We start from the raw sequence: 25,346 nt of genomic DNA on the forward strand, positions 1-25,346 counted from the left end.
GGTGGGGGTCGCCCCCCCCAACGCCTGGCAGGGGCCACCCCCACGATCCCGGTCCGTCGTCACCGGATCCGGACAGCGCAGGGCCCCGGAACCGGCGCAGGGGTTCCGGGGCCCGGTCGAATCGGCGAGGCCTGCCGCGGTGCTCAGACGCGCCGCAGTACTGCCACCACCTTGCCGAGAATCGTCGCGTCGTCGCCGGGGATCGGCTCGTACGCGGAGTTGTGGGGGAGAAGCCAGACATGGCCGTCCTCGCGCTTGAAGCGCTTGACGGTGGCTTCGCCGTCGAGCATCGCGGCGACGATGTCGCCGTTCTCGGCGACGGGCTGGCGGCGGACGGTGACCCAGTCGCCGTCGCAGATCGCGGCCTCGATCATCGAGTCGCCGACGACCTTGAGGACGAACAGCTCACCGTCGCCGACGAGCTGGCGCGGGAGGGGGAACACGTCCTCGACGGATTCCTCGGCGAGGATCGGGCCACCGGCGGCGATCCGGCCCACCAGCGGGACGTACGAGGCGGCGGGCTTGCCCGTGGTGTCCGTGGGCTGCACCGAGGCGCCCTGGTCGGAGCCGCGCACCTCGTACGCGCGCGGGCGGTGGGGGTCGCGGCGCAGGAAGCCCTTGCGCTCCAGTGCCATCAGCTGATGGGCGACGGACGAGGTGCTGGACAGGCCCACCGCCTGGCCGATCTCCCGCATGGACGGCGGGTAGCCGCGCCGCTGGACGGAGTCCCTGATGACCTCGATCACCCGGCGCTGCCGGTCGGTGAGTCCCGAGCTGTCGGCCCTGATGCCTGGAGGTCGGCCCGGCAGGGAGCGCTTGTGTCCCTCGGGATTCACGGCTTCGTTCATCGCATGCACCGGCTCGAGTCGGCCCTGGGAACGGTCCTGGGCAGTGATGGTGGCACTGTCTGCGGTCGTGGTCACGTCGGCCCCTCTCGATGGTCTCCCTGCTGGACAACGGTAGTTGCTTTCGAAAGGTTGCGCCAAACACACGTTCGAGTGAAAAATCGCGGATTGCCTGACGCGATCAAGTGTCTGGGTGTATGGCTAACGCGCCGACCGCCGAACAAAAGGGCCCATTGCTGTACTCTTCACCGCCGGTGGCGACCTCGCGGTTTGTTGGGTCAGTCTGCCACTCGGTGCCCTGTCAGCCGGGCACCGGCTCCCATCTCTGCGGGAATCCCACGCCCCCTCCTTGTGGCGCCCACGGTATCTCCGCATGCGGCGCAGCGATACGGCTGTGCGCCGTGTTCGCCGGGAGCCGGGGTGGTCGTCTGGCACATGCCAATACGGACGCGACACGCGCGTACGGCGTGTTTGTCGTGCCGATCCCTACATGTAGTGCTTGGATTGCTACAGCAGCCCAGAAGTTGTGGTCCCCCGGGTCTCCACGCCCGCCGCGATCGCCTATGCTTGGGGCTGCTTCGAGGGGCCCATGGGGCTCAGCGAGGCTATTGAGTCTGCTGTGAGGAGGGTTGGGAGTTCATGCACTGCCCCTTCTGCAGGCACCCCGACAGCCGCGTCGTCGACAGTCGTACGACCGACGACGGCACGTCGATCCGCAGGCGCCGCCAGTGTCCGGACTGCTCCCGTCGTTTCACGACCGTGGAGACGTGCTCGCTGATGGTGGTCAAGCGGTCCGGAGTCACCGAGCCTTTCAGTCGTACCAAGGTCATCAACGGTGTGCGCAAGGCATGCCAGGGACGGCCTGTCACCGAGGACGCGCTCGCCCAGCTCGGCCAACGGGTCGAGGAGGCGGTGCGGGCCACCGGAAGCGCCGAGCTGACCACGCATGACGTGGGGCTGGCCATACTCGGCCCGTTGCAGGAGCTCGATCTCGTCGCGTATCTGCGATTCGCCTCCGTCTACCGGGCGTTCGACTCGCTCGAGGACTTCGAGGCCGCGATCGCGGAACTGAGGGAAGACACGGGACCCCCCGCCGCGGACGACGAGGACCGCGGAGAGGCTGAGGGCGGCAATGAGGCCGTCGTGGGGAGCCAGGAAGACGATCGCGGGCCCGGGGGGACTGCTCAGGTCCCCGAGCCCGCCCGCGCCGCCGACTGATCGGCGGGCCGGACCGGGTGGAGACCCCGGCCCGGCCGGACGGCGGCGAACGAGACCTGTTGCGGGCGGTAGCGAGTGGGTGCCCGCAACACCAGACAGAACACCGTGTCACGGGAACAACGTGGCACTTCAGGGCGTTTTAGCCCGTACAGGGAGGCGGCATGACAGAGACGGCGAGCGGTCCGGCACGGAGTTCCCGCGCCAAGGGCACCAAGGCGGCTGCGAACAAGGGCCTGCGTATCGAGCGCATCCACACCACTCCCGGCGTGCATCCGTACGACGAGGTGGCCTGGGAGCGCCGTGACGTCGTCATGACCAACTGGCGCGACGGCTCGGTCAACTTCGAGCAGCGCGGCGTCGAGTTCCCCGACTTCTGGTCGGTGAATGCGGTCAACATCGTCACCAGCAAGTACTTCCGCGGTGCCGTCGGCACCCCGCAGCGCGAGACCGGCCTCAAGCAGCTGATCGACCGCATCGTGAAGACGTACCGGAAGGCCGGCGAGGACTACAAGTACTTCGCCTCGCCCGCCGACGCGGAGATCTTCGAGCACGAACTGGCGTACGCCCTCCTGCACCAGATCTTCAGCTTCAACAGCCCGGTGTGGTTCAACGTCGGTACGCCCCAGCCGCAGCAGGTCTCGGCCTGCTTCATCCTGGCCGTCGACGACTCCATGGAGTCGATCCTCGACTGGTACAAGGAAGAGGGCATGATCTTCAAGGGCGGCTCCGGTGCCGGCCTGAACCTCTCCCGCATCCGCTCCTCCAAGGAGCTGCTGTCCTCCGGCGGCAACGCCTCCGGTCCCGTCTCCTTCATGCGCGGTGCCGACGCCTCCGCAGGGACGATCAAGTCGGGTGGCGCCACCCGCCGCGCCGCCAAGATGGTCATCCTCGACGTCGACCACCCCGACATCGAGGACTTCATCGAGACCAAGGTGAAGGAAGAGGAGAAGATCCGCGCTCTTCGCGACGCGGGCTTCGACATGGACCTGGGCGGCGACGACATCACGTCCGTCCAGTACCAGAACGCCAACAACTCGGTCCGTGTGAACGACACGTTCATGAAGGCTGTCGAGACGGGCGGCAAGTTCGGGCTGACCTCCCGCATGACCGGCGAGGTCATCGAAGAGGTCGACGCCAAGGCGCTGTTCCGCAAGATGGCCGAGGCCGCGTGGGCCTGTGCCGACCCGGGCATCCAGTACGACGACACCATCAACCACTGGCACACGTGCCCGGAGTCCGGCCGTATCAACGGCTCGAACCCGTGCAGCGAGTACATGCACCTGGACAACACGTCCTGCAACCTCGCCTCGCTGAACCTCATGAAGTTCCTGAAGGACGACGGCAAGGGCCACCAGTCCTTCGAGGTCGAGCGCTTCGCCAAGGTGGTCGAGCTCGTCATCACCGCGATGGACATCTCCATCTGCTTCGCGGACTTCCCGACCCAGAAGATCGGCGAGAACACGCGCGCGTTCCGCCAGCTCGGCATCGGCTACGCCAACCTCGGCGCCCTGCTGATGGCGACCGGCCACGCGTACGACTCCGACGGCGGCCGTGCTCTCGCCGGCTCCATCACCTCCCTGATGACCGGCACCTCGTACCGGCGTTCCGCCGAACTCGCCGCGGTCGTCGGCCCGTACGACGGCTACGCCCGCAACGCGCAGCCGCACCTTCGGGTCATGAAGCAGCACGCCGACGAGAACACCAAGGCCGTCCGCATGGACGACCTGGACACGCCGATCTGGGCCGCCGCCACGGAGGCCTGGCAGGACGTGCTGCGTCTCGGTGAGAAGAACGGTTTCCGTAACTCCCAGGCGTCCGTCATCGCCCCGACCGGCACCATCGGTCTCGCGATGTCCTGCGACACCACCGGTCTTGAGCCCGACCTCGCGCTGGTCAAGTTCAAGAAGCTGGTCGGCGGCGGCTCGATGCAGATCGTCAACGGCACCGTCCCGCAGGCCCTGCGCCGCCTGGGCTACCAGGAGGAGCAGATCGAGGCGATCGTCGCCCACATCGCCGAGAACGGCAATGTCGTCGACGCCCCCGGCCTCAAGCACGAGCACTACGAGGTCTTCGACTGCGCCATGGGCGAGCGTTCCATCTCCGCGATGGGCCACGTCCGCATGATGGCCGCGATCCAGCCGTGGATCTCCGGCGCGCTCTCCAAGACGGTCAACATGCCGGAGTCGGCGACCGTCGAGGAGGTCGAGGAGATCTACTTCGAGGCCTGGAAGATGGGCGTCAAGGCGCTCGCCATCTACCGCGACAACTGCAAGGTCGGCCAGCCCCTCTCCGCGAAGACCAAGGAGAAGGAGAAGACCGAGGTCACCGAGAAGGCCGAGGCGACCATCCGCGAGACGGTCGAGAAGGTCATCGAGTACCGCCCGGTCCGCAAGCGCCTCCCGAAGGGCCGTCCCGGCATCACGACGTCCTTCACCGTCGGCGGCGCCGAGGGCTACATGACCGCCAACTCCTACCCGGACGACGGTCTCGGCGAGGTCTTCCTGAAGATGTCGAAGCAGGGCTCGACCCTCGCGGGCATGATGGACGCCTTCTCCATCGCGGTCTCCGTCGGCCTCCAGTACGGCGTGCCGCTGGAGACGTACGTCTCGAAGTTCACCAACATGCGCTTCGAGCCGGCCGGCATGACGGACGACCCGGACGTGCGGATGGCGCAGTCGATCGTCGACTACATCTTCCGACGCCTGGCGCTCGACTTCCTGCCCTTCGAGACGCGCTCCGCGCTCGGCATCCACTCCGCAGAGGAGCGTCAGCGGCACCTGGAGACCGGCTCCTACGAGCCGACCGAGGACGAGGTCGACGTCGAAGGACTGGCCCAGTCGGCGCCGCGCACCCAGGAGCTGAAGGCGGTCGTCACGCCCAAGGCGGCGGTCGAGGCGGCCAAGCCCGCCCCGAAGCAGGCTCACACCAGCGCCGAGCTGGTGGAGATGCAGCTGGGCATCCAGGCCGACGCCCCGCTCTGCTTCTCCTGCGGTACGAAGATGCAGCGGGCCGGTTCCTGCTACATCTGCGAGGGCTGTGGCTCGACCAGCGGTTGCAGCTGACGTCGAACTAGCCGCGTAGGGCGGTGCGGTCGGGAAACCGGCCGCACCGCCCTCGTTCTTTTCCGTTTCTCCACGAGTCGATCACGCGCTAGGCTCCCTCCGCGCACGACCGGCGCGAAGAGCAGGGTGGGGACACGGGGGCCATGAGCGAGCAGCAGATCACCGATGCCACGAAGAGCGTCGCGAGACCCGAGAAGAGCATGAACGAGTGGGGCCAGGCCCTCATGGCGCTGGTGGTGGTCGGGGGCCTCGCCGCTCTTCTGTTGTCAGGGACCTTTCAGCAGAAGACCAGTGAACCCAAACCAGCCGCCTGCGACGCGTCGGACGGCGCCCGGCCTTCGAGGCCCGTCTCCGGGATGCAGCTGTGTACGGCTCTCAACCGCGCCGACCTGCCCACGCTGCTCGGCACACCGGACGAGTACGCGATGAACGCCAGCGGCAACGAGACCACGAGCAAGTGGGCCGACGGCGCGAAGACCGTCACGCCCGAGGCGGAGATCCAGCTGGCCACCTACTCGGTCAAGCTCTCCACGTCCGAGGAGGACGTCCCGGTGGCCGGGATGGTCGGCTTCCTGGGGAACTCGGCGCAGAACACGGTGATAGGTGGGCACCCGGCGGTCCTCTACTCGGACCGGACCATCGCCCTGCAGTTCAACTTCGGCGGCGGGAAGGCCGACACCGGTCCCGGCGGCATCGCCCGCAGTCTGGTGGTCGCCAAGGACGCCAAGGACGGCGGTGGCTTCTACGAGGTCACCATATGGCGCCAGGACGACGTCGTACCCGACGACTTCGCCCTGATCCGCGTCGCCGAGACGGTGCTGCCGACGGTCCCCGGCTGGGCCGCCGGCTGACGCTTCACTTGCGCACCGTGGCCCGCAGACGCGTCACTTGCGGCCCATGCTCCGGGTGAAGGTGGCAGGGTCGTCCTCGAAGCCGCTGATCCCGGGGTGGAAGTCCCAGGTGCCGGATTCCTGGCGGACGAACTCGGCGATGGTCGCCGCCGTCGCGCCGAGGACGCTGCCGAAGTCGTCCTCGGCCAGGACCGTGTAGCCCTCCCGTATGCGCAGGGCCGGGTTCGCCACGCCGACGAAGGTGCGGTGCGCGGAGCGCTGCTGGATGACGGCGCCGACCACCACACGTGTGTACCGCGGGTCGAGCCGGTCGAGCTCCAGGGTCATGACCTCGTCCCAGCCGAAGCCCTTGCCGTCCTTGCTGTCCCGGTTGAGGTAGATGGTGCCGTCGGGGGAGCGGCTGTCGAAGTGCACCACATAGGCGGGATCTCCGTACGGGGCGTCCGCCACGTAGGTCGCGGCAACGATGTCCAGATCGGTGGCCGGCTGCCCGGCCGGACTCGGATCCCACTTGAGCGCGACTTCGACTTTGCGGATCCCCTTGTTGATGGCGCTCACCAGACGTCCCCTTCCCCCTGTGTCCACGGCCCGAACTGCCGGTCAGGCAAGACCGGTTGTCCATCCTGCCACGCGGGTCCGACAGTTGGGGGGTGCGCTCTCCCGCAGAGCGTGACCGACGCCACGCTCGGGGGCCTTACGATGGCGCGGTGCTGGTCAAGTGGATTCGCTGCACCGTGGTGGACCGCCGCGGCTTCGAGCGGGGGCAGCGAAAGTGGGCGGGGCTTCTGGGAGAGCCGGGGTTTCGGGGACAGGGCGGAGGCTGGAGCCGGGGGCGGCAGGGTGTGGCGCACATCTTCTCCTTCTGGGAGAGCCGTTCCTTCTACGACTCCTTCATGGCGCGTTCCCACGACCGGCTCGCGGCGGCGCAATCAGGCACGTTCAAGGACATCCAGGTCAAGCTGTTCGACTACCGCTTCGACGTGAAGACGGGCTTCGAGCCGCGCTTCACCGACGCCGACCTGGTGCGGTTCGCCCACTGCCGCGTCCACGAGGACCGCGCGGAGCACTTCACCCTGATGCAGGAGAAGGTCTGGAACCCGGCGATGGCCGGCTCACCCGGCATGATCCGGGGACTGTTCGGCGAGGCCCCGGGGCACGAGTTCCTGGTGCTCTCCATGTGGCGATCGGCCGCCGAACACGGCAAGTACCGCACCGAAAGGGTGGAGCGCCTCGCCCTGCGCGCCCAGACGGAAGCCGACGTAGCCGCCCTCACGGGTGACATCGTGGACCTCGAACCGGCATGGACGGTTTGATATCCGAACTCGGTACAGATGCGTCCGTATGTAGCTCCTGGTGGGAAAACTGTGTGACCTACGCTGTATGGAGCCCGTACGAGTGCTTGATACGGCGCGACTCGATCTAGGGTTTTGGCATGGCACGACCACGGCGCATCGTCCTTGTCCGGCACGGGGAGTCAACGGGCAATGTTGATGACACTGTGTATGAACGCGAGCCCGACCACGCCCTGGCCCTGACGGAGCAGGGCTGGCGACAGGCAGAGGAGACGGGTAAACGGCTGCGCGAGATCTTCGGCCGCGAACGCGTCAGCGTGTACGTCTCCCCGTACCGACGCACCCACGAGACGCTGCGCGCCTTCCACCTGGACCCCGAGCTCATACGGGTGCGTGAGGAACCCCGGCTGCGGGAGCAGGACTGGGGGAACTGGCAGGACCGGGACGACGTACGTCTTCAGAAGACCTATCGGGACGCGTACGGGCACTTCTTCTACCGGTTCGCCCAGGGGGAGTCCGGGGCCGACGTGTACGACCGGGTCGGCGGCTTCCTGGAGAGCCTGTTCCGCAGCTTCGAGGCGCCCGACCACCCGCCGAACGTTCTGATCGTGACGCACGGGCTGGCCATGCGGCTGTTCTGCATGCGCTGGTTCCACTGGACGGTCGCGGAGTTCGAGTCGCTGTCGAACCCGGGGAACGCGGAGATGCGGATGCTCGTTCTCGGGGACGACGACAAGTACGTCATGGACCGGCCGTTCGAACGTTGGCGAGATCCGGAACCGTACGGGATCACCGACTAGAGTGGCAGACCGATGACCTCTGACCTCTCTTCCGACGGGCGCCTGGAGCGCGCCCTGGCCAGTCTGCGTGGTCTGGCCGTGGGGGACGCACTGGGCTCGCAGTTCTTCGTGCCAGTGAACTACCCCCTCCTCAAGAACCGTGAGCTGCCGCCCGGCCTCTGGCAGTGGACCGACGACACCGAGATGGCCTGCTCGGTGGTGGCCGTCCTGGGCGCGCACCACCGCATCGACCAGGACGCCCTGGCCCACTCCTTCGCCCATCACCACGACTTCGACCGCGGCTACGGCCCTGCGGTCAACCGTCTGCTCAGGCTCGTCCGTGAAGGCGGCGACTGGCGCGAGCTCGCCGCGGCCCTCTTCAACGGGCAGGGCTCCTGGGGCAACGGTGCCGCGATGCGCATCCCGCCTCTCGGCGCCTACTACGCGGACGACCCGGAGCAGGCGACCCACCAGGCGGAGATCTCCGCCTATCCCACGCACCAGCACCGTGAGGCCGTCGTCGGCGCCATGGCGGTCGCCGCGGCAGCCGCCCTGGTGGCGGATCCCAGTGGCCCGCCGAGCCCCGGGGCGCTCCTCGACGGCGTCATCGCGCTCATCCCGAAGAGTGCCGTCGGCGCGGGGCTGCGCAGGGCCCGCGACATGCTCGACTACGACGACGCCTCCACCGTCGCTGCGGTGCTGGGCTGCGGACGCCGTACGACGGCCCATGACACCGTGCCGTTCGCGCTCTGGTCGGCTGCCCGATCTCTGGGCGACTACGAAGAGGCGTTCTGGACGACCGCCCAGGTGGGCGGTGACGTGGACACGACCTGCGCCATCGTGGGCGGGGTGATCGCCGGCGGGAAGGCCGGTGCGCCGCCGGCCGAGTGGGTGGAGCGGACCGAGGCCTTCCCGGAGTGGATGCGGGTCGCGGGCTGAGGGGCCACGGGGGCGCCTCGCCGGCGACTTTCCTTGCCTGGAGACTCTCCGAGTTCTGTGACTCGCCGACGCTTGGAAACTCTCCGTGCACGTCGGGAACTCTGCGTGACCGTGTGGTCGTTGACGTGGCAGTTGCTGTGCGACGGGTGGGCCGGTGGGTGCGCGGTAGACAGGCGCGGGGGTGGTTTCGATGGGGTGGTTGTCGGTGTCGGTGCTTGCTGTGCTGTGGTGGGCGCTCCCGGCGCGGATGGCCGGACCGTGGTCGGCCCGCGGGCCCCTGTCCGGCCATCCGATGCTCGGCGTGAGCCCGGCTCGGTCAGCCGAGGCCCGGACCCGCCGTGCCGGCGAGCGCCTCCAGGTCGCTCTTGCGGACCTTGATCACCAACCAGGCGCTGACCAGGGCGAGTACGGCCATCGCGGCCGCCGCGACGAAGCCCGTGGAGATGCCCTGAGCGAGCACCTCGTGGCCCCAGGGGGCGGGGAGCTGGTGCGTCTTGGCGAACTCCGCCTTCTGCTCCGCGGAACCGTCGGCCATGAAGTGCGGCAGCTGCTTCTCCGCCTCGTCCTTGCTGGCCGACCCGAACACCGTCGTCAGGATGGACAGTCCGAGCGAACCACCCACCTGTTGCGTGGCGTTGAGCAGCCCGGAAGCCGCACCGGCCTCATGCTGGGCGACACCGGAGACCGCTGTGATCGTCAGTGTCACGAAGTTCAGGCCCATGCCGAAGCCGAAGACCAGCATCGGGCCCAGCACTCCGCCGACGTAGGAGCTGTCGGAGCTGATGAGCGCCTGCCAGGCGAGACCGGCCACCGCGAGCGCCGAGCCCGTGAGCATGAACGGCTTGGGGCCCAGCACCGGCAGGAACCGCTGCGACAGACCCGCGCCAAGCGCGATCACGACAGTCACCGGGAGGAACGCGAGCCCGGCCTCGATCGGGGTGTAGTCCAGGACGTTCTGGACGAAGAGCACGATGTAGAAGAACATCCCGAACATCGCCGCGGCCAGGCTCAGCATGATCACGTAAGTACCGGCTCGGTTGCGGTCGGCGAACATCCGCAGCGGGGTGATCGGCTCCTTGGCCCGCGACTCGATGTACGCGAAGGCGAGCAGGAGCACCACGGCGACGCCGAAGGACCCGATGGTCAGGCTGTCCCGCCAGCCCTCGTCGGCGGCGCGGATGAAGCCGTAGACGAGCAGGGCCATGCCTCCGGTGGAGGTCAGGGCCCCCGCGATGTCGAAGCGACCGGTGTGCCGCTCGGACTCGCTGATGTAGAGCGGGGTCAGTACCGCTATCAGTACGCCGATCGGCACGTTGACGAAGAGCACCCACCGCCAGTCGAGCCACTCGGTGAGCATGCCTCCCGCCAGCAGGCCTATCGCGCCACCGCCCGCGGAGACGGCGGCGAAGACACCGAAGGCCCGGTTCCGTTCGGGACCCTCGGGGAACGTGGTGGTGATCAGCGCCAGCGAAGTGGGCGACGCGATCGCGCCGCCCACGCCCTGCAGGACACGTGCGGCCAGCAGCTGCCAGGGTTCCTGGGCGAGTCCGCCGAGCAGGGAAGCGAAGGTGAACAGCAGGATGCCGGTCATGAAGACGCGGCGGCGCCCGAGGATGTCACCTGCCCGGCCGCCCAGAAGCAGCAGGCCGCCGAAGGTGAGCGTGTAGGCGCTGACGACCCATGTGAGGTCGGTGGTGCTGAACTTGAGCGCGTCTTGAATGTGCGGCAGCGCGATGTTCACAATCGTGGCGTCGAGTACCACCATGAGTTGGCAGGCCGCAATGACGGTGAGCGCGATGCCGGGATGCCCTTCCCGGCGGGCCGCACCTGGTTTCTGATCTTTGATCAACTGAGAGGTTGTCACTATGGGTCCCCCACAAGCGCGTTAGTGAACGGTGGCGTTCACTGTCGCGTCAACGGTAGTGAGTCCCCACTAGTGAACGCAAGCGTTCACTTAACTTTGTCGGTGCGTGGCGTATCCCCCTATGTCGCCGCGCAGCGTCCCCGCCCTCCCCGGAATCCCGCTTCCCTGTTCGCTGGAGACACTCAGATGGTTACCTCGCGCTGGACGGCCGCCCCCGCCCGGACGGCCTCCCTCCGTCGGCGCGGCGCCGTGCTGGAGCGTGCGATCCTCGACGCCGCCCTGGAGCAGCTCAGTACGGTCGGCTGGAACGGCCTCACGATGGAAGGCGTCGCCGCCGGAGCCCAGACGGGCAAGGCTGCGGTCTATCGCCGCTGGCCGTCCAAGGAGGACCTGGTCGCGGACGCCCTGCGGGCCGGACTGCCGCGCTTCGAGGAGGTGCCCGACCTCGGTGGTGTGCGCGAGGATCTGCTCGAACTGTGCCGGCAGGCGCGCGAGGCGATGTACTCGCGCCCCGGTTTCGCGCTACGGGCGGTCATTCACGAATGCGATCAGGCCCAGGCCGAGCGCTTCCATACGGTCATCTTCAACGGCGTCGTGGAGCCAAGCGTCAAGCTGCTGCGCGAGATTGTCACACGGGGAATAGAGCGGGGAGAGGTACGCCCTGACGCGGCGAACGACTTCGTCTTCGACGCCATTCCGGCCATGATGATGTATCGCTCCAAGATGCGCGGCAGCGAATGGGGGGATGAGGATCTCGAAGAGATGATCGACCAGTTCATCCTGCCTCTGCTGCGCCCGACCGGCCCCTGAACGGTGATCGCGGGCGTCCTGTCGCTCGTCGGGGAAACCGGGGTGTCGCAGGGTGATCCGAGCGGCGTAGGCTAAGGGCGCCATGCCGTACGAACCTCCTACTCACACCGTCGAGCGCTCCCTCCGCGCCACGACCGGAGCGAAGATCATTGCCGGTGTCGACGAGGTCGGGCGAGGTGCCTGGGCCGGCCCCGTCACCGTCTGCGCGGCCGTCACCGGACTGCGCCGACCGCCCCAAGGCCTCACCGATTCCAAGCTGCTCACCGTCAAACGCCGTACTGAACTCGCCGAGGAACTGCGGACCTGGGTGACCTCGTACGCCCTGGGGCACGCGAGTCACGAGGAGATCGACGACCTGGGGATGACGGCCGCTCTGCGGATCGCCGCCGTGCGCGCCCTGGAGGCCCTCCCGGCCCGTCCCGACGCGGTGATCCTCGACGGGAAGCACGACTACCTCGGTACGCCGTGGAAGGTCCGGACCGTCATCAAGGGCGACCAGTCCTGTGTGGCGGTCGCGGCGGCCTCGGTGATCGCCAAGGTTCAGCGAGACAAAATGATGGCCGAACTGGGTATCGACCATGCAGACTTCGACTTCGCGGCCAACGCCGGGTATCCCTCACCCGTGCACAAGGCCGCGCTGGAGGTCCGGGGCCCCACCCCGTACCACCGGTTGTCGTGGGCGTATCTTGATGCGCTGCCTCAGTGGCAGCACCTCAAGAAGGCCCGCAGTTGGGCGAGTGGAAGCGCTCCGGCGATCGAGGGCCAGCTCGGCTTCGATTTCTGACGATTCCGCTCGCACTCATGCGCCACCCGCTGACGCGAGCCGCACCAACGTTTGATAAATATCAGCCCATGCCTCTCATTCCCGAGGAGCCTCAGATTCACGAGAGTGCCCAGGGTCCCCGCGCCACTCCGGCCAGCGGCCGCACCGCGCCGACCCCCCGTCCCGTACCCGGCCCCCGCCCCGTGGCTCCGCCGCGTCCCGGTCGTCCCGGCCCCCTGCGGCCCACGCCGCCGGCGCAACGGACGCCGCATGACGTGGCCGTGGCCAAGCCCGGACTGCCGGGCCCCGCTGCCCCTGCTGTGAGCGCCCCGGCTCCGGTCCCGGCTGCTGCTTCGACGACTCCGCAGATCCAGCTCATCCCGGCCTCGGCCGCCGGTGCGCTCGACGCTGCCGAAGAGGCTGTCGATCTGCTGCTGGAGTCGGGCCGTGCCCCCGGTGAGGTGCTGGTGATCACCACCGGCGAACACCATCCGTGGGCCGCCCACGAACTGTCCTTCGGTGAAGCCGCCTACTGGGCGCAGCACGACGCCGGTGACGACGTGTTCTACGCGGATGCCAACGCTGCCTCGCGTGCCGCGTCGCGTCCCGTGGTCGTGGTCGCCGTCAACGGCGGATCCGCCGCCGCTGCCGCCGAGGCCCTGCCGCTGGCCCACGCCCGGGCCGGTGCCCTGCTGATCGTCTGCGGCGACCCGCAGCAGATCAACTCGGTACTGGGCGCGGGCGTCTGAGCGGTTCCGGTATGTCCGGAGACGCCGGGGGGTGACCGATGGTGCCGCTTGCGCGGCACCTGCACGGCGGTCGGTTTGGCATGCTCGCGTCCGCGTGGAGGGCGCACGCCGTTTCGCGCTTCGCCGCTATGGACGTGTGCGTGTGGTGCTCGGGTGTGTCGCGAGCGGCCGCCGGTGCGCGGCAGCAGGCGCGGGGCCTCGGACCCGGCGAACCCCTGGTGAATCCGCCTGGGCCGTACGTGTGCGACGTACGGCCGGAGTGACGGTGTCGGAGTCGGGCGCGGTCGGCGGAGAGCCGCAGCCCTCGGGGGGCTGCGGTTCTCAGCGAGCCGCGGCGCGGCGCAGAACCTCTGAGGCGGCACCGCCGGTGCGCGGCAGCAGGGGCGGCGACTCGGAGGTGGCGAAGGGTTCCGGCGCGGAATCCGCGTTCGGCCGCCGCCCGCCGCGGCCCTCACCGAGGACCTGCCAGCCGTCGCGCGTCAGCGTGATGTACGCCCCGCAGCGCAGTCCGTGCAGGGTGCAGGCGTCACGCAGTCCCCACATCCACGCGCCGTCCTCCGCCGTCCAACGAGCGTCGCCCTCACGGCAGTAGAGCAGCACGGCGGTGCGCACGGGAGTGCGGCGCCGCAGGTCGTGCGGGATCACCCGACGCAACTGCGAGAGCAGCGTGTTCCGGAACATCCAGCCATCGGCCGGTGCCGGGCGGCGTGTGAACGAGGCGCTCGCCAGCAGCCGTTCGTCCGGATCGAGGACCGCCACGATCGCGGTCGCCGGCTTGGGCTGGTGCCGGGAGTGCAGCCCGCTGACAACCTCGCGCGGACTGCGCAGCAGCGGGATACCGGCCTCGGCCCACTCCGCGGGTTCGAGCAGACGGGCCAGAGGGTTGGCGGATGCGGCGGACAGGTCGGCTGACGACGTGGACGCCGCGGAGGACGGAGCGAATCCGAAGGTCACGGTCCTCCCTTCGGCTACGCGCCCATACGGCGGGCGGGGTCGGATTCGGGGGAGCGCGCACCGCAGCAGAGCCCTACCGGTCCACGGACGAGCCGTGCGGGGAGCGGACCTCAATTCTTCCTGCCGAACTTGGTTGCGGCAACGAGCAATTGGGCCCACCGACCCGAATCGGATGGTTGGTGGCTTATATCCCTACCCCGTGTTTTGCCGGGCGACGCCTGGGGCCTGCGAGCCCGGCTCTTCGAGGCCCCACCTGGCGCGCGCGTGGACCTTTGCCGACTCCGGCCCTTCTCAGCCGCGTACCGCCAGCACCAGAGGCAACACCCCCTGGGCGCCCGACCGCAACAGCAACCGGGCGGCTACGGCGAGTGTCCATCCGCTCTCCGTCATGACGTCGACGAGCAACACAGGACCGCCTGCTGCTTCAAGCGCCTCCCTCAGGGGCGGGGGCACGATGAGCGCACCATGCAGGGCCCGCAGGCGCTGAGCACTGTTGGAGCGGGGCAGGGAGAGGTCGTCGGAGTGGTCCGTGTACCCGAGGGAGCCGAGGAGCGGGATGCGGCCGACGGTGGAGATCCGGCTCCCGAGCGACTGCACCAGCTGAGGCCGGCTGCGCGAGGGCAGCGTGACGACACCGACGGGGCGGGTGGGAGCGTCCGGGGCGCCCGAGGCCCAGCCGTCGGGCCCCTTGGCCCAGTCGGCCAGCACGGTCACGACGGCGTGTGCCACATCGTCGGGAACGGGGGCGTCCGGGGTCTGGGGCGCGAGCAGCGGACGCAGCCGGTTGCCCCAGCCGATGTCCGACAGCCGCCCGAGGGCCCGGCCGGGGGAGGCCTGTTCGCCGGGCGGAATACGGCCCTTGAGGTCGACGCCGATGGCCGGCAGCCCTGTGGGCCACATCCGGCGCGGCTCCACCACGACACCGGCCCGGGCGAGGGAGCCGCCCGCCGTGTCCAGGGCGGCCGGCGAGATGTCGGCGGTGAAACGGGGGCCCGCGCAGTTGTCGCAGCGGCCACAGGGAGCCGCCTCCTCGTCGTCCAGCTGACGCCGTAGGAACTCCATCCGGCAGTCCGCGGTGCTGGCGTAGTCGCGCATGGCCTGCTGCTCGGCGGCACGTTGCTTGGCCACCCACGCGTAGCGCTCGGTGTCGTACGACCAGGGCTTCCCGGTGGCGATCCAGCCACCCTTGACCCGGTGGACGGCACCGTCCACGTCGAGCACCTTGAGCATGATCTCCAGGCGGGTGCGGTTCAGCTCGACCAGCGGTTCGAGCGCGGGCAGCGACAACGGCCGGTCCGCCCGGGCCAGGGCGTCGAGGGTGCGCCGTACGGCTTCCTCGGGCGGGAACGCGACCGAGGCGAAGTAGGACCAGATCGCCTCGTCCTCACGGCCGGGCAGGAGCAGCACCTCGGCATGCTCGACACCACGTCCGGCGCGGCCCACCTGCTGGTAATACGCGATGGGGGAGGAGGGCGAGCCGACGTGGACGACGAAGCCGAGGTCCGGCTTGTCGAATCCCATGCCGAGCGCGGAGGTGGCGACCAGCGCCTTGACCTTGTTCGCGAGGAGGGCCTCCTCGGCCTGCTGGCGTTCGGCGTTCTCCGTTTTTCCCGTGTACGAGGCGACGGTGTGCCCGCATTCACGCAGGAAGGCGGTGATCTCCTCGGCCGCGGCGACCGTGAGCGTGTAGATGATTCCGGAGCCCGGCAGGTCGTCCAGGTGGTCGGCGAGCCAGGCCAGCCTGTGCGCCGCGTCGGGGAGTTGGAGCACGGCGAGACTGAGGCTCTCGCGGTCGAGCGGGCCGCGCAGGACCAGCGCGTCCGAGCCGCTGCCCGTGCCGAGTTGCTCCGCCACGTCCGCGGTGACCCGGGCGTTGGCGGTGGCCGTGGTGGCGAGCACCGGCACGCCGGGCGGAAGGTCGGTGAGCATGGTGCGCAGCCTGCGGTAGTCGGGGCGGAAGTCGTGGCCCCAGTCGGAGATGCAATGCGCCTCGTCGACGACGAGAAGGCCGGTGGCTGCGGACAGCTCCGGCAGGACGTTGTCGCGGAAGTCGGGATTGTTGAGCCGCTCGGGGCTGACCAGCAGCACGTCCACGGTGCCCGCGGCGACCTCGGCGTGGATGGTCTCCCACTCCTCGGGGTTGGAGGAGTTGATGGTCCGGGCGTGAATGCCGGCTCGGGCGGCGGCGTCGACCTGGTTGCGCATGAGCGCGAGCAGCGGGGAGACGATCACGGTCGGTCCGGCGCCGTGCTCCCGCAGCAGGGCCGTCGCCACGAAGTACACCGCGGACTTGCCCCACCCCGTGCGCTGCACGACCAGGGCGCGGCGCTTGTCGGCGACCAGCGCCTCGATGGCTCGCCACTGATCCTCGCGCAGCCGCGCCGATCCCGTGCTGTCCCCGACGAGCCTGGCGAGGATCCCGTCAGCAGCCTCGCGCAACTCGGCCTTGCTCGTGTGCGTCATGCCTCCCATACAACAGGACGCCTCGGACAGTCGGGCGTCTCGGCGGGCGGCCTGTGGATGAGAGCCCCCTCCATCGCCTGTGGAATGCGCATCCGTGGACGCGGACCAGCTGGTTGTCGTGGCCCTGATCGGACTTATCCACAGGGCCAAGCGGAACATCGCGATCCGCGAGATCGTCTGCGCATGACGAATCACAGCGAAACGACCGGATCGCCCGCAAACGGTGACAACGGCGGACGGGACAGTGGCGGACGGAGCAGTGATGGGTGGGACGGCTATGGAGGCGACAGCGGTGGGTGGCACGGCGGTGGGCACGATGACGGAGGTCCGGACAGCGGGGGACGTCGCGATGGTGGCGGGCGGGGCAGTGCAGGACATCACGACGGTGGCGGCCGGGACAGTGGTGGTTCGGGGATCGGTGAGCGCGTCGGATTCGACGCACACGGCGCCGAGCACCAGGTCACCCTCAGGACGCCGGGCGAGCTGGCCGATGCCCTGCCGTACCTCCTCGGATACCGGCCCGAAGACAGCATCGTGCTGGTCGCCCTGCACGACCGGGGTGGACGTGGCCGGTTCGGAGGCCGAGCGCGGCTCGGTATTCCCGCGAACAAGGATGACTGGGCGGCCGTGGCCAGGCAGTTGGCCCACGGGCTGGTCACCGGCAGTGAGCGCAGGGGAGCCCGCCCCGAGCAGATGGTCGCCTACCTCTGCCAGGAACCGGGAGCCGGTGAGACCGGACAGCAGATCACGGAGCGTCTGGCACCGCTCGCCGCCCTGCTGCGCACGGAGTGCGGCCGGCTTGACGTTCCCGTGATCGAGGCGTTGTGCATCTCGGGTGGCCGCTACTGGTCGTACTGTTGTCCGAGCGAGGAATGCTGCCCCGTGGAGGGACTTCCGATGGGTCTGCCCGGCACCTCCGTGCTCGCCGCCGCGGCGACGTACGCCGGGCTGCAAGTGCGGGGCACTCTGCGCGAGTTGCGGGCCAGGTTGCAGCCCTGGGAGACCGCTGCCGCCCTGGAGCAGGAAGTCGCCCTCGACACCGCCGGCATGGCATTGGTCCCCAGGATGCTCGACCTGACGAGCCGAACGGAAGTGGCGGAGGAGACCGTGCGCCTGGCAAGGCGCACCATCACACGCTTCGCCGAAGCCCCACCCGTGTCCGGCACTCTCCAGGCGGACCTGCGCGACGACGAACTGCTGGGACACGACGAGGCGGCGGCACTCATCCTCGGCCTGCAGGACCGCACGACCCGGGACCGTGCGGCCGAGTGGATGGAGGCAGAGGAGGCCGGGCCGGCCCTACGGCTGTGGCGTGCGCTGGCCCGCCGGTGCGTCGGGCCCTACGGCGAACACGCGGCGGCACCGCTCACGCTCGCCGGGTGGGTCGCGTGGTCCGGTGGCGATGAGATCGAGGCCAGGGAGGCGCTCGCCATGGCTCTTGGCGCGGATCCCAGCTACCTCTTCGCCCGGCTCCTGCACCAGGCATGCAACGAGGGCCTGGACCCGGAGTCGATCCGCCGTTGTCTGCGCGCGGAACGTCAGGGGCGGGAGACGCGTGCCCGGTCGGAGGTCTGTCAGTCCGACGACAACAAGCAGACGGCAGAGGGACCGGCACCGGCGAACGTCGCTGACCCCGACGGGAGGCGGGCGCTCGGTTCCGAAAGGACTCTTCCGACGCACCTGTCCGGCGCCCGCGACTCTCTGACACCTCCTCCAGGTGACCTTCCGCTCCGGTCGGACGACCCCGAGACCCTTCCGACTCTCTCTGGCGACCCCCAACCGCTTCCCGTATCCCCACCCGCCACGGCTTCCCGACGACGCAAGCGGACACGGAGCGGCACCCGCAGCGACGCCCGGCCGCACCTCGCGGAGGGGGAAGGGCGGCCCTCCAGTACAGAGGATTCCCGCCCGCGCTCCCGCACTGCCGGCGGTACGCGTCCCGGTGCCGTGCGTCGACGTGCCACAAGCAAGGACGACGGGTGCCGATCCGAAGGCACCTTGCCTGCAGGCGGTACCACCGAGGGAGAGGGATGAGGGGCCGCCGGGGACGGGTCGCGCGCGGGCTGTCCCGTCTGTGCCGTCGGCTGGCGCCCCCGGTCCGCCGCCATTCGGTCGGCATGCGCGCCCGCGGGCGTGACCCTGAACAGCCCTGTCCCGTTCACCTGAGTGGCGGAAAGCCCGACCGGGCCGTGCCGTCGCACCGTCCTGGTCCTTCAGGAGCCCCGCACCGGGCGCCGCATCCGCCCGAGCCGCACAGAGCGCAGAGGAAGCGACCCTTGCAGCAGCCGACTCCGCCCTCCACCGACGACGACCGATCCGCCCTCGGTGCGCCGACGACGGCGTGGACAGGAAGCGCCGGCCCGCCGCCGCGCGGCACGGACCCCGGCCCGACGGCCTGTGCGCCCGGCTCGAGGCTCCCCGGCGGCACCCAGGGCACCGTGGTGACGGCCGAGCACCGGTCGCCTGATCGGTGGGGGAGTACTCCTTCGGCGTCCTGGGATCGTGAGCCCTCTCCACCGGCAGGGTCCGCCCGACGCCCCTCGACATCGGCGGATCAGAGTCGGACCCCGTTGCCGTCCGGTAGCCCTTCTTCTCGCCCTACGTCACCTGTCCCGTCCGGCCCGCCACCACCGGGCGGCCCCTCCGTGCCCCGAGGACCCGCCGACCTGCCCCCGGCGCACTCGGCCATCATGTGCGTGGCGCTTCCGGGCCTCGCCATCTCCACCGACACAGGGCAGCTGACCGGCGAGGGGCTGGAGGGCTTCTACCGCGCCGGCCGACGGGTGCTCTCCCAGTGCCAGGTCCGGGTCGCCGGCCGTGAGCCGCTCGCGGTCCAGGCACGGACGACCGCGGCGGATCGGGCACGCTTCGTCGCGGTCGTCCGTGCCTCCCCGGGGCCCGGCTCGGGTCCTGACCCCGATGTCATCGTCGAACGCATCCGCCACGCCGACGGGACGGAACGCATCACGCTGCACAGCGCGGCCACCCGCCCGCTGCGGCTGCCCGTGGAGGTGGCACTCGGCACGGATCTGGCGGACCTGGGTGCGATCGCGTCGGGCCGAGCGGGACCCGAACTGCCCGCGAGCGTCCACGACTCCGGCCTGCGCTGGTCCAGCGCGGTCGGCGGAGCGTCGGTCACAGCCGAACCGCCACCCAGCGACGCGCTGGCGTCGGCAGGCCTGCTGCGCTGGGAACTCGAACTGCCCCCCGGCGGCACGGCCGGTCTGGAACTACGTGTACGCCTCGACGGCGCAGGTCCCGTCCGAGCCGTGGGCCGCGCGTCGACCAGCCCCCTGGCTTCCGCGCGCGCGACAGGAGATCACCCCGCGCTCGAGCCTCTCCTGCACACGAGCATCGACGACCTCCAGTCCTTGCTACTCCGCGACCCGGCACACCCCACCGACACCCACCTCGCGGCCGGCGCCCCCTGGCGCTGCGGCCTGGCCCCGGCCGACGCGCTCGCCGCGGCCCGCATGGCCCTGCCGCTCGGCACCCGGCTCGCCGCCGGGACGCTCCGCACCCTCGCGCGCACCCAACACCGGGGGGACACGACACAGTCCGGGATGATCCCCGGGCCACGCCGGGATGCCGGGCCGCACCTGCCGGCCGGCTGTACCGGCACCGAAGCCACCTTGCTCTTCCCCGCACTGCTCGAGGAGGCCTTCCGCTGGGGGCTCTCGCGGCAGGAGACGGAGGACCTGCTGCCGACGGCCGAGCGCTGTCTGGGCTGGCTGCAAAAGACCGTGGGGGAGGGGACGTATCTGGGCGATCCGCAACCCGGTGGTCCGGCCCGTTGCGAGACACAGTCCCACGCCCATCGCGCGGCTGTCCTCGGTGCCGAGCTGCTCGACGCTTTCGGCAGACCCGGTGGGGAGGCGCTTCGTCAGTGGGCCCGTGAACTGCGAACGGCCTTTCGTGCGGACTTCTGGGTCGAGGACCGTGGTGGTGGCCGCCCGGCGGCGGCTCGTGCTCCGGACGGCCGCCTCGTGCCGCACCTCGGAGCCACGGCCGCCCACCTCCTGGACACCGGCTTGCTCGGCGGAGGCCAACAGGCACCCGGACTCCTCGACAGGGTGCAGACCGAACAGCTCGCCCGGCTGCTCGGTGGCCCGGCCATGGATTCGGGCTGGGGTCTGCGCGGCCTGAGCACGAAGGAGGCGGGACACAACCCGTTCGGCCACCGCACCGGGGCCGTACGCGTCCACGAGACGGCCGTCGCCGTCGCGGGGCTGGCCGCGGCCGGGTACGAGAAGGAGGCCGGCTCGCTCCTGCGGGGACTGGTCGCGGCGGCTGAGGCTTTCGGGTACCGGCTCCCCGAGATGTTCGCCGGAGAGCAGCGCACGGAGGGGAGCGTTCCCCTTCCCCATCCGGCGGCCTGCCGTCCCGCAGCCACGGCAGCGGCCGCGGGAGTGCTGTTGCTGAGTGCCCTCGCGGGCATCCGTCCCGACGCCCCGGCGGGGACGGTCACCCTGCGTCCCGTGCGCAGCTCGCCTCTCGGAGAGATCGGACTGACCGGCCTGCGGATCGCGGGCGCGCCGTTCTCGGTACGGGTCAGCAGACTCGGGCTCGCCATGGTCGAGGAGGCTGCCGAGGGACTGCAACTGGGGTCGTGACCTCGAACGAAGGGAGTGTTTATCGTCAGGCAGACGACTATGATCGCCGCATGCCCTACGACCCGTCAGCCTTTCCGCCCTTCGCCGTCACCGTGGACCTGGTCGTACTGACCGTGCGTCGTCACGCCCTGTGCGCGCTCGCGGTGCGCAGGGGTGAGCCGCCGTTCCAGGGACGCTGGGCACTGCCGGGCGGCTTCGTACGGGCCGACGAGGATCTGGCGCAGGCGGCAGCCCGCGAGCTGGCCGAGGAAACCGGGCTGCGCGCGCACGACCCGGCCGTCCCGGCCCAGGACAACGGTGCTCATCTGGAGCAGCTGGCGACCTACGGAGATCCCAAGCGTGATCCCCGGATGCGCGTGGTGAGCGTCGCTCACCTGGCTCTCGCCCCTGACCTGCCCGCTCCCCGGGCGGGTGGTGACGCCAGTAACGCACGCTGGGCCCCTGTCGAGGAGCTGTTGCAGCAGGGCGGGTACGGCCGCGACGGAGAACCGGTCGCACCGCTCGCCTTCGACCACGCGCAGATTCTGTCGGACGGTGTGGAGCGCGCCCGCTCGAAGATCGAGTACTCGTCGCTGGCCACCGCGTTCTGCCCGCCCGAGTTCACCGTCGGTGAGCTGCGTCGTGTCTATGAGGCGGTGTGGGGCGTGGCCCTCGACCCACGCAACTTCCACCGCAAGGTGACGGGTACGCCGGGCTTCCTGGTGCCCACCGGCGGTACGACCACGCGGCAGGGTGGCCGCCCCGCTCAGCTCTTCCGGGCCGGTGGAGCCACTCTGCTCAACCCTCCGATGCTGCGCCCCGAAGTGTGAAGCAGTCGAAAACCGTACATAGCGCGCTATCTTGCTACGGGTGATCCAGGCCTTCGGACTGACCAGCAACTCCCGCAAGGACCTCCCGCCCGCGGTCGACGACGTGTCCTTCGAAGCCCGTGCGGGCCGTGTCACCGCGCTTCTCGGAGCGACGGGTGCGGGCAAGACCTCGGCGCTCAGACTGATGCTCGAACTCCAACAGGGCCGTGGCATCACCTACTTCAGGGGACGTCCACTGCACCGCATCGCGCATCCCTCGCGCGAGGTCGGCGTCCTCATGGGCGATGTGCCGGGGCATCCCGCTCGCACGGTCCGCGGCCATCTGCGGATGCTGTGCGCCGCGGCCGGGGTGCCGGTCAGGCGCGCCGACGAGGTGCTGGAAGTGGTGGGTCTGGTCAGCCTGCGTGACGAGCGGCTCGGCACGTTGTCACGTGGCATGGATCGCCGCCTGGGCCTCGCCTGTGCCCTGTTGGCGGACCCGCACACCCTTGTGCTGGACGATCCCGCCGACGGACTTTCCAGCCGTGAGAGCCACTGGCTGCACGGAATGCTGCGAGCGCATGCGGCCCAGGGCGGCACAGTCCTGTTCACCACGTCCGAGCCCAAGGAGGCCGCGCGTGTGGCGGATCGGGTCGTCACGCTGGAGCAGGGCAGACTTGCCGCCGATCAGGACGCCCCGGAGTTCGCCCGCACCAGGCTGCGCCCCCGTGTCGCCGTACGCAGTCCGCACGCAGTCCGCCTCGCCGCCCTGCTGGCCAAGGAGGCTCGCGCGGCGCACCGATCCGTGGAGGTGGTCAGGGAGGGCGGCAACCGGCTGTCCGTGTACGGCAGTACGTGTGCCGACGTCGGCGAGGCCGCTTTCCGCCACGGCATTCTCGTCCACCAACTCGCGGACGAGATGGGGGACATGGGGCCGGGTGCGGGGTTCCTTCCCGGGGAGGAGGCCCAGGGTGCTGGCCGGCTTCCAGGGGAGGCGGCTCAAAACGTGCGCGCCGACGTCTCAGAGACGGAAGCCGGAGAACCGCCCGGTGCTGGGGGAGGCGTGGAGGCTGGTGGGGAGGCTCAGGGCGACGGACTGACGCACGGGACCCCAGGGGGCCAGACCGACCGCCCCACGCATGGAAGCCCAGGGGCCCAACCGGACCGAGCGAGGCATGTAACCTCAGGGGCCGACAACGACCGAGCGACGCGCGGAGCCCTCGCAGGCCGCAACGACCGACCGAGGCACCCCATGAAGGCCGCGTCCGGCGATCAAGCGTCGCCGCACACCCGCCAGGAGGCCCGCAGCGGTTCGGCGGGAGGCAGCGGGCGCGATGCTTCGGGCCCCGTGAAAACAGCCAAGCCCCCCGCCCCCCTACCCCCCCTCCCACCCCCCATCTCCGTCAGGTCCGCCCCCAGCCCTCTTCGCCCGCTCCGCTATGAACTCCGTCGCGCGACAGGGATCGCCACCGGGTTCCTCACCGCCGCGGCCGTACTCGTCACGTCAGCCCTCACCGCCGTACTCCTGGCACGAGTGGGTCACACCCCGCAGGCCCGCCTGCTGGCCGCATGGCCCAGGGAACTGCCGCTGCCCCCGGCGGCGCTCGGAGCCGGGCTGCTCGGCGCGCTCGCCTTCGGCGACGAGTTCCGCCACCCCGCCCTGGCCGCGGACCGCGGCACCGTCCCCCGTCGGCTGGGGCTGCTCACCGCGAAACTCGTCGTCGCCGCGGCCACCGCGCTTGTGCTGGCTCTGCTCTCGGTGGGCTGCGACGCCGAAGTGCTGTACCTCGTCTACGGACGGGAGCTCACGGAAGTTCCCGGCGACTGGTTGGCGTTGAGCGTGAGTTGGTTCGGACTCGTGATCGGGTGTGCCTGGGCAGGGGTCCTGGCCGCCGGCGTCTTCCGGTCCACCACGGCCGGGCTCGCCGCGGTGGTCGCGGTGCCCGTGGTCTGCGTACCCCTCGTACAGAAAGCCCTCGAAGGGGCGTCCGTGCGAACGGCGGCCGGTCTGCCCGTGCGGCTGCGTGAGGTCTTCCTGCTCCAGTGGCCCTTTGGTGGAGAGCGCTATCTGGCCGGGGCGGTGCGTGTGATCGTCCAACCTGTGGGCGGTGCACTGACGTTGTCGCTGACCGCTCTGCTGTGCGCATATCTGTTCACGAGCCTGCGCAGCAGGGTTCGATGACGACCGACCGTGCCCTTCCGGTCCTGACGTGCGCACAACTCCCCGGTGAAAGCGCATTTCTTTCCGATAAGGCGTCAATTGCGACGGGGTGAGCGATCACCCTTTCGTGTGCTTTTCACCAAAGACCTCAAGGGAGTTGGGGGCAACGCCGACAAAGGATCCGTGAGTACCCTTGCGCACACCATGATGACCGCCGCCCGCTCCGCCGACTCCGGTCTGGCCGGCCCGGGCGAACTCGACCGCTACCCCTACGCCGAGGCCCCGGGCGCCGGCCGCGTCGGAGCCTCCGTGTGGGACGGCTCGGACCCGGAGCTGGGCCGCGTGGGCCGACGAGCCGCAGGCAGCCGCGGGCGCGGACTGCACGGCCAACTCGTCCAGCAGCTCGGACAGATGATCGTCTCCGGGGATCTGGGAGCAGACCGGCCGCTCGTCCCCGAGGAGATCGGGCAGCGCTTCGAGGTCTCCCGTACCGTCGTCCGCGAGTCGCTCCGCGTCCTGGAGGCCAAGGGGCTGGTCAGTGCCCGCCCGAACGTCGGCACGCGCGTGCGTCCCGTCAGCGACTGGAACCTCCTGGACCCGGACATCATCGAATGGCGGGCCTTCGGACCGCAGCGCGACGATCAGCGCCGCGAGCTGAGCGAGCTGCGCTGGACGATCGAGCCGCTCGCCGCGCGCCTGGCCGCCGGACACGGCCGTGACGACGTCCAGCAGCGCCTCGGCGACATGGTCGAGATCATGGGGCACGCGATGGGCCAGGGCGACGCGCTCACCTTCTCCCGCGCCGACGCCGAGTTCCACTCCCTGCTCATCCAGGTCGCGGGCAACCGCATGCTGGAACACCTCTCCGGGATCGTGTCGGCCGCCCTCCAGGTCTCCGGGGGCCCGGTCACCGGCTGTGACCGGCCGAATGAGTCGTCGCTGGCGCATCACGGCCGGATCGTCGACGCCCTCGCCACCGGCGACGGAATGGCGGCCGAAGCGGCCATGCGGCAACTTCTCACCGTCCACCCCGAGGTGGAGCGCGTGGTACCCGCCCCGCGCGAGCACTGACCGCGCCCAGCGGGCGGCACGGCCGGGGATGTCTTCCCCCTCCTGCAGCATCGTTCTCCTGCAGCATCATTCGGCCGCCGAGCCGCCTCCGTCGGACCCCGCAGGATCTCCAGGGACCCTGCGG

Annotated in this window: 19 protein-coding genes; 14 read left to right on the top strand and 5 right to left on the bottom strand. The window is 70.0% G+C overall.

The window, feature by feature from the left end; all coding sequences use genetic code 11:
• Nucleotides 1-143: 143 nt before the first annotated feature.
• Nucleotides 144-923 (bottom strand): transcriptional repressor LexA, encoded by a 780-nt coding sequence (gene lexA, locus ACFULQ_RS40975; RefSeq protein ID WP_383554549.1) that lies wholly within the window; start codon nt 921-923, stop codon nt 144-146.
• A 561-nt stretch (nt 924-1,484) separates the two neighbouring features.
• Here lexA and nrdR point away from each other — a divergent pair.
• From nrdR to ACFULQ_RS40990, 3 genes are all read left to right on the top strand, one after another.
• Nucleotides 1,485-2,063, top strand: a complete 579-nt coding sequence (nrdR, locus tag ACFULQ_RS40980) for a transcriptional regulator NrdR (RefSeq protein WP_062238517.1) — start codon at nt 1,485-1,487, stop codon at nt 2,061-2,063.
• Between the two features lie 161 nt (nt 2,064-2,224).
• The gene (locus ACFULQ_RS40985; protein ID WP_383554551.1) at nt 2,225-5,125 is read left to right on the top strand and encodes a vitamin B12-dependent ribonucleotide reductase; all 2,901 of its coding nucleotides are present in this window, start codon (nt 2,225-2,227) and stop codon (nt 5,123-5,125) included.
• 143 nt (nt 5,126-5,268) lie between these two features.
• Nucleotides 5,269-5,976 carry a DUF6215 domain-containing protein gene (locus ACFULQ_RS40990; protein WP_383554554.1) on the top strand — a complete coding sequence of 236 codons (708 nt, stop codon included), beginning with the start codon at nt 5,269-5,271 and terminating at the stop codon, nt 5,974-5,976.
• A 33-nt stretch (nt 5,977-6,009) separates the two neighbouring features.
• Here the strand turns inward: ACFULQ_RS40990 and ACFULQ_RS40995 are convergent, their stop codons facing one another.
• Nucleotides 6,010-6,534, bottom strand: coding sequence for a TerD family protein (locus ACFULQ_RS40995; protein WP_383554557.1), 525 nt, complete (start codon nt 6,532-6,534; stop codon nt 6,010-6,012).
• A 149-nt stretch (nt 6,535-6,683) separates the two neighbouring features.
• Between ACFULQ_RS40995 and ACFULQ_RS41000 the strand changes: the two genes are divergently transcribed.
• From ACFULQ_RS41000 to ACFULQ_RS41010, 3 genes are all read left to right on the top strand, one after another.
• Nucleotides 6,684-7,289, top strand: a complete 606-nt coding sequence (locus ACFULQ_RS41000; RefSeq protein WP_383554560.1) for a YdbC family protein — start codon at nt 6,684-6,686, stop codon at nt 7,287-7,289.
• A gap of 119 nt (nt 7,290-7,408) precedes the next feature.
• Complete coding sequence (locus ACFULQ_RS41005; protein WP_383554562.1) at nt 7,409-8,068, top strand: histidine phosphatase family protein; 660 nt, start codon at nt 7,409-7,411, stop codon at nt 8,066-8,068.
• Nucleotides 8,069-8,080: 12 nt separating this feature from the next.
• Nucleotides 8,081-8,986: an ADP-ribosylglycohydrolase family protein gene (locus ACFULQ_RS41010; protein ID WP_383554564.1), complete on the top strand. Its 906-nt coding sequence runs from the start codon at nt 8,081-8,083 to the stop codon at nt 8,984-8,986.
• A gap of 316 nt (nt 8,987-9,302) precedes the next feature.
• Here ACFULQ_RS41010 and ACFULQ_RS41015 read toward each other — a convergent pair whose 3' ends face one another.
• Entirely contained in the window at nt 9,303-10,850 is a 1,548-nt protein-coding gene (locus ACFULQ_RS41015; RefSeq protein ID WP_383554565.1) for an MFS transporter, read from the bottom strand.
• A 186-nt stretch (nt 10,851-11,036) separates the two neighbouring features.
• Between ACFULQ_RS41015 and ACFULQ_RS41020 the strand changes: the two genes are divergently transcribed.
• The 3 genes from ACFULQ_RS41020 (at nt 11,037) to ACFULQ_RS41030 (ending at nt 13,172) form a co-directional block, all read left to right on the top strand.
• Entirely contained in the window at nt 11,037-11,660 is a 624-nt protein-coding gene (locus tag ACFULQ_RS41020; protein WP_383554567.1) for a TetR/AcrR family transcriptional regulator, read from the top strand.
• An 82-nt stretch (nt 11,661-11,742) separates the two neighbouring features.
• On the top strand, nt 11,743-12,444 hold the full coding sequence (locus ACFULQ_RS41025; protein WP_383554569.1) for a ribonuclease HII: 702 nt from the start codon (nt 11,743-11,745) through the stop codon (nt 12,442-12,444).
• A 68-nt stretch (nt 12,445-12,512) separates the two neighbouring features.
• Nucleotides 12,513-13,172 carry a hypothetical protein gene (locus ACFULQ_RS41030; RefSeq protein WP_383554571.1) on the top strand — a complete coding sequence of 220 codons (660 nt, stop codon included), beginning with the start codon at nt 12,513-12,515 and terminating at the stop codon, nt 13,170-13,172.
• Nucleotides 13,173-13,493: 321 nt separating this feature from the next.
• Here the strand turns inward: ACFULQ_RS41030 and ACFULQ_RS41035 are convergent, their stop codons facing one another.
• Both ACFULQ_RS41035 and ACFULQ_RS41040 read right to left on the bottom strand, forming a co-directional pair.
• Nucleotides 13,494-14,126, bottom strand: a complete 633-nt coding sequence (locus tag ACFULQ_RS41035) for a hypothetical protein (protein ID WP_383554574.1) — start codon at nt 14,124-14,126, stop codon at nt 13,494-13,496.
• 291 nt (nt 14,127-14,417) lie between these two features.
• On the bottom strand, nt 14,418-16,589 hold the full coding sequence (locus ACFULQ_RS41040; protein ID WP_383554577.1) for a RecQ family ATP-dependent DNA helicase: 2,172 nt from the start codon (nt 16,587-16,589) through the stop codon (nt 14,418-14,420).
• A gap of 183 nt (nt 16,590-16,772) precedes the next feature.
• Between ACFULQ_RS41040 and ACFULQ_RS41045 the strand changes: the two genes are divergently transcribed.
• The 5 genes from ACFULQ_RS41045 to ACFULQ_RS41065 all read left to right on the top strand — a co-directional run bounded on the left by ACFULQ_RS41045 (nt 16,773) and on the right by ACFULQ_RS41065 (nt 25,222).
• The gene (locus ACFULQ_RS41045) at nt 16,773-18,623 is read left to right on the top strand and encodes a DUF4192 family protein (RefSeq protein ID WP_383554580.1); all 1,851 of its coding nucleotides are present in this window, start codon (nt 16,773-16,775) and stop codon (nt 18,621-18,623) included.
• Between the two features lie 656 nt (nt 18,624-19,279).
• Nucleotides 19,280-21,202 carry a glycogen debranching N-terminal domain-containing protein gene (locus ACFULQ_RS41050; RefSeq protein ID WP_383554592.1) on the top strand — a complete coding sequence of 641 codons (1,923 nt, stop codon included), beginning with the start codon at nt 19,280-19,282 and terminating at the stop codon, nt 21,200-21,202.
• 50 nt (nt 21,203-21,252) lie between these two features.
• Entirely contained in the window at nt 21,253-22,011 is a 759-nt protein-coding gene (locus tag ACFULQ_RS41055; protein ID WP_383554583.1) for an NUDIX domain-containing protein, read from the top strand.
• Between the two features lie 40 nt (nt 22,012-22,051).
• Nucleotides 22,052-24,172 (top strand): ATP-binding cassette domain-containing protein, encoded by a 2,121-nt coding sequence (locus ACFULQ_RS41060; protein ID WP_383554586.1) that lies wholly within the window; start codon nt 22,052-22,054, stop codon nt 24,170-24,172.
• Nucleotides 24,173-24,334: 162 nt separating this feature from the next.
• Entirely contained in the window at nt 24,335-25,222 is an 888-nt protein-coding gene (locus ACFULQ_RS41065; protein ID WP_383554589.1) for a FadR/GntR family transcriptional regulator, read from the top strand.
• The last annotated feature ends 124 nt before the right edge of the window (nt 25,223-25,346 follow it).

The organism is Streptomyces sp. NPDC057253, from assembly GCF_042669125.1.
Taxonomy (GTDB): Bacteria; Actinomycetota; Actinomycetes; order Streptomycetales; family Streptomycetaceae; genus Streptomyces.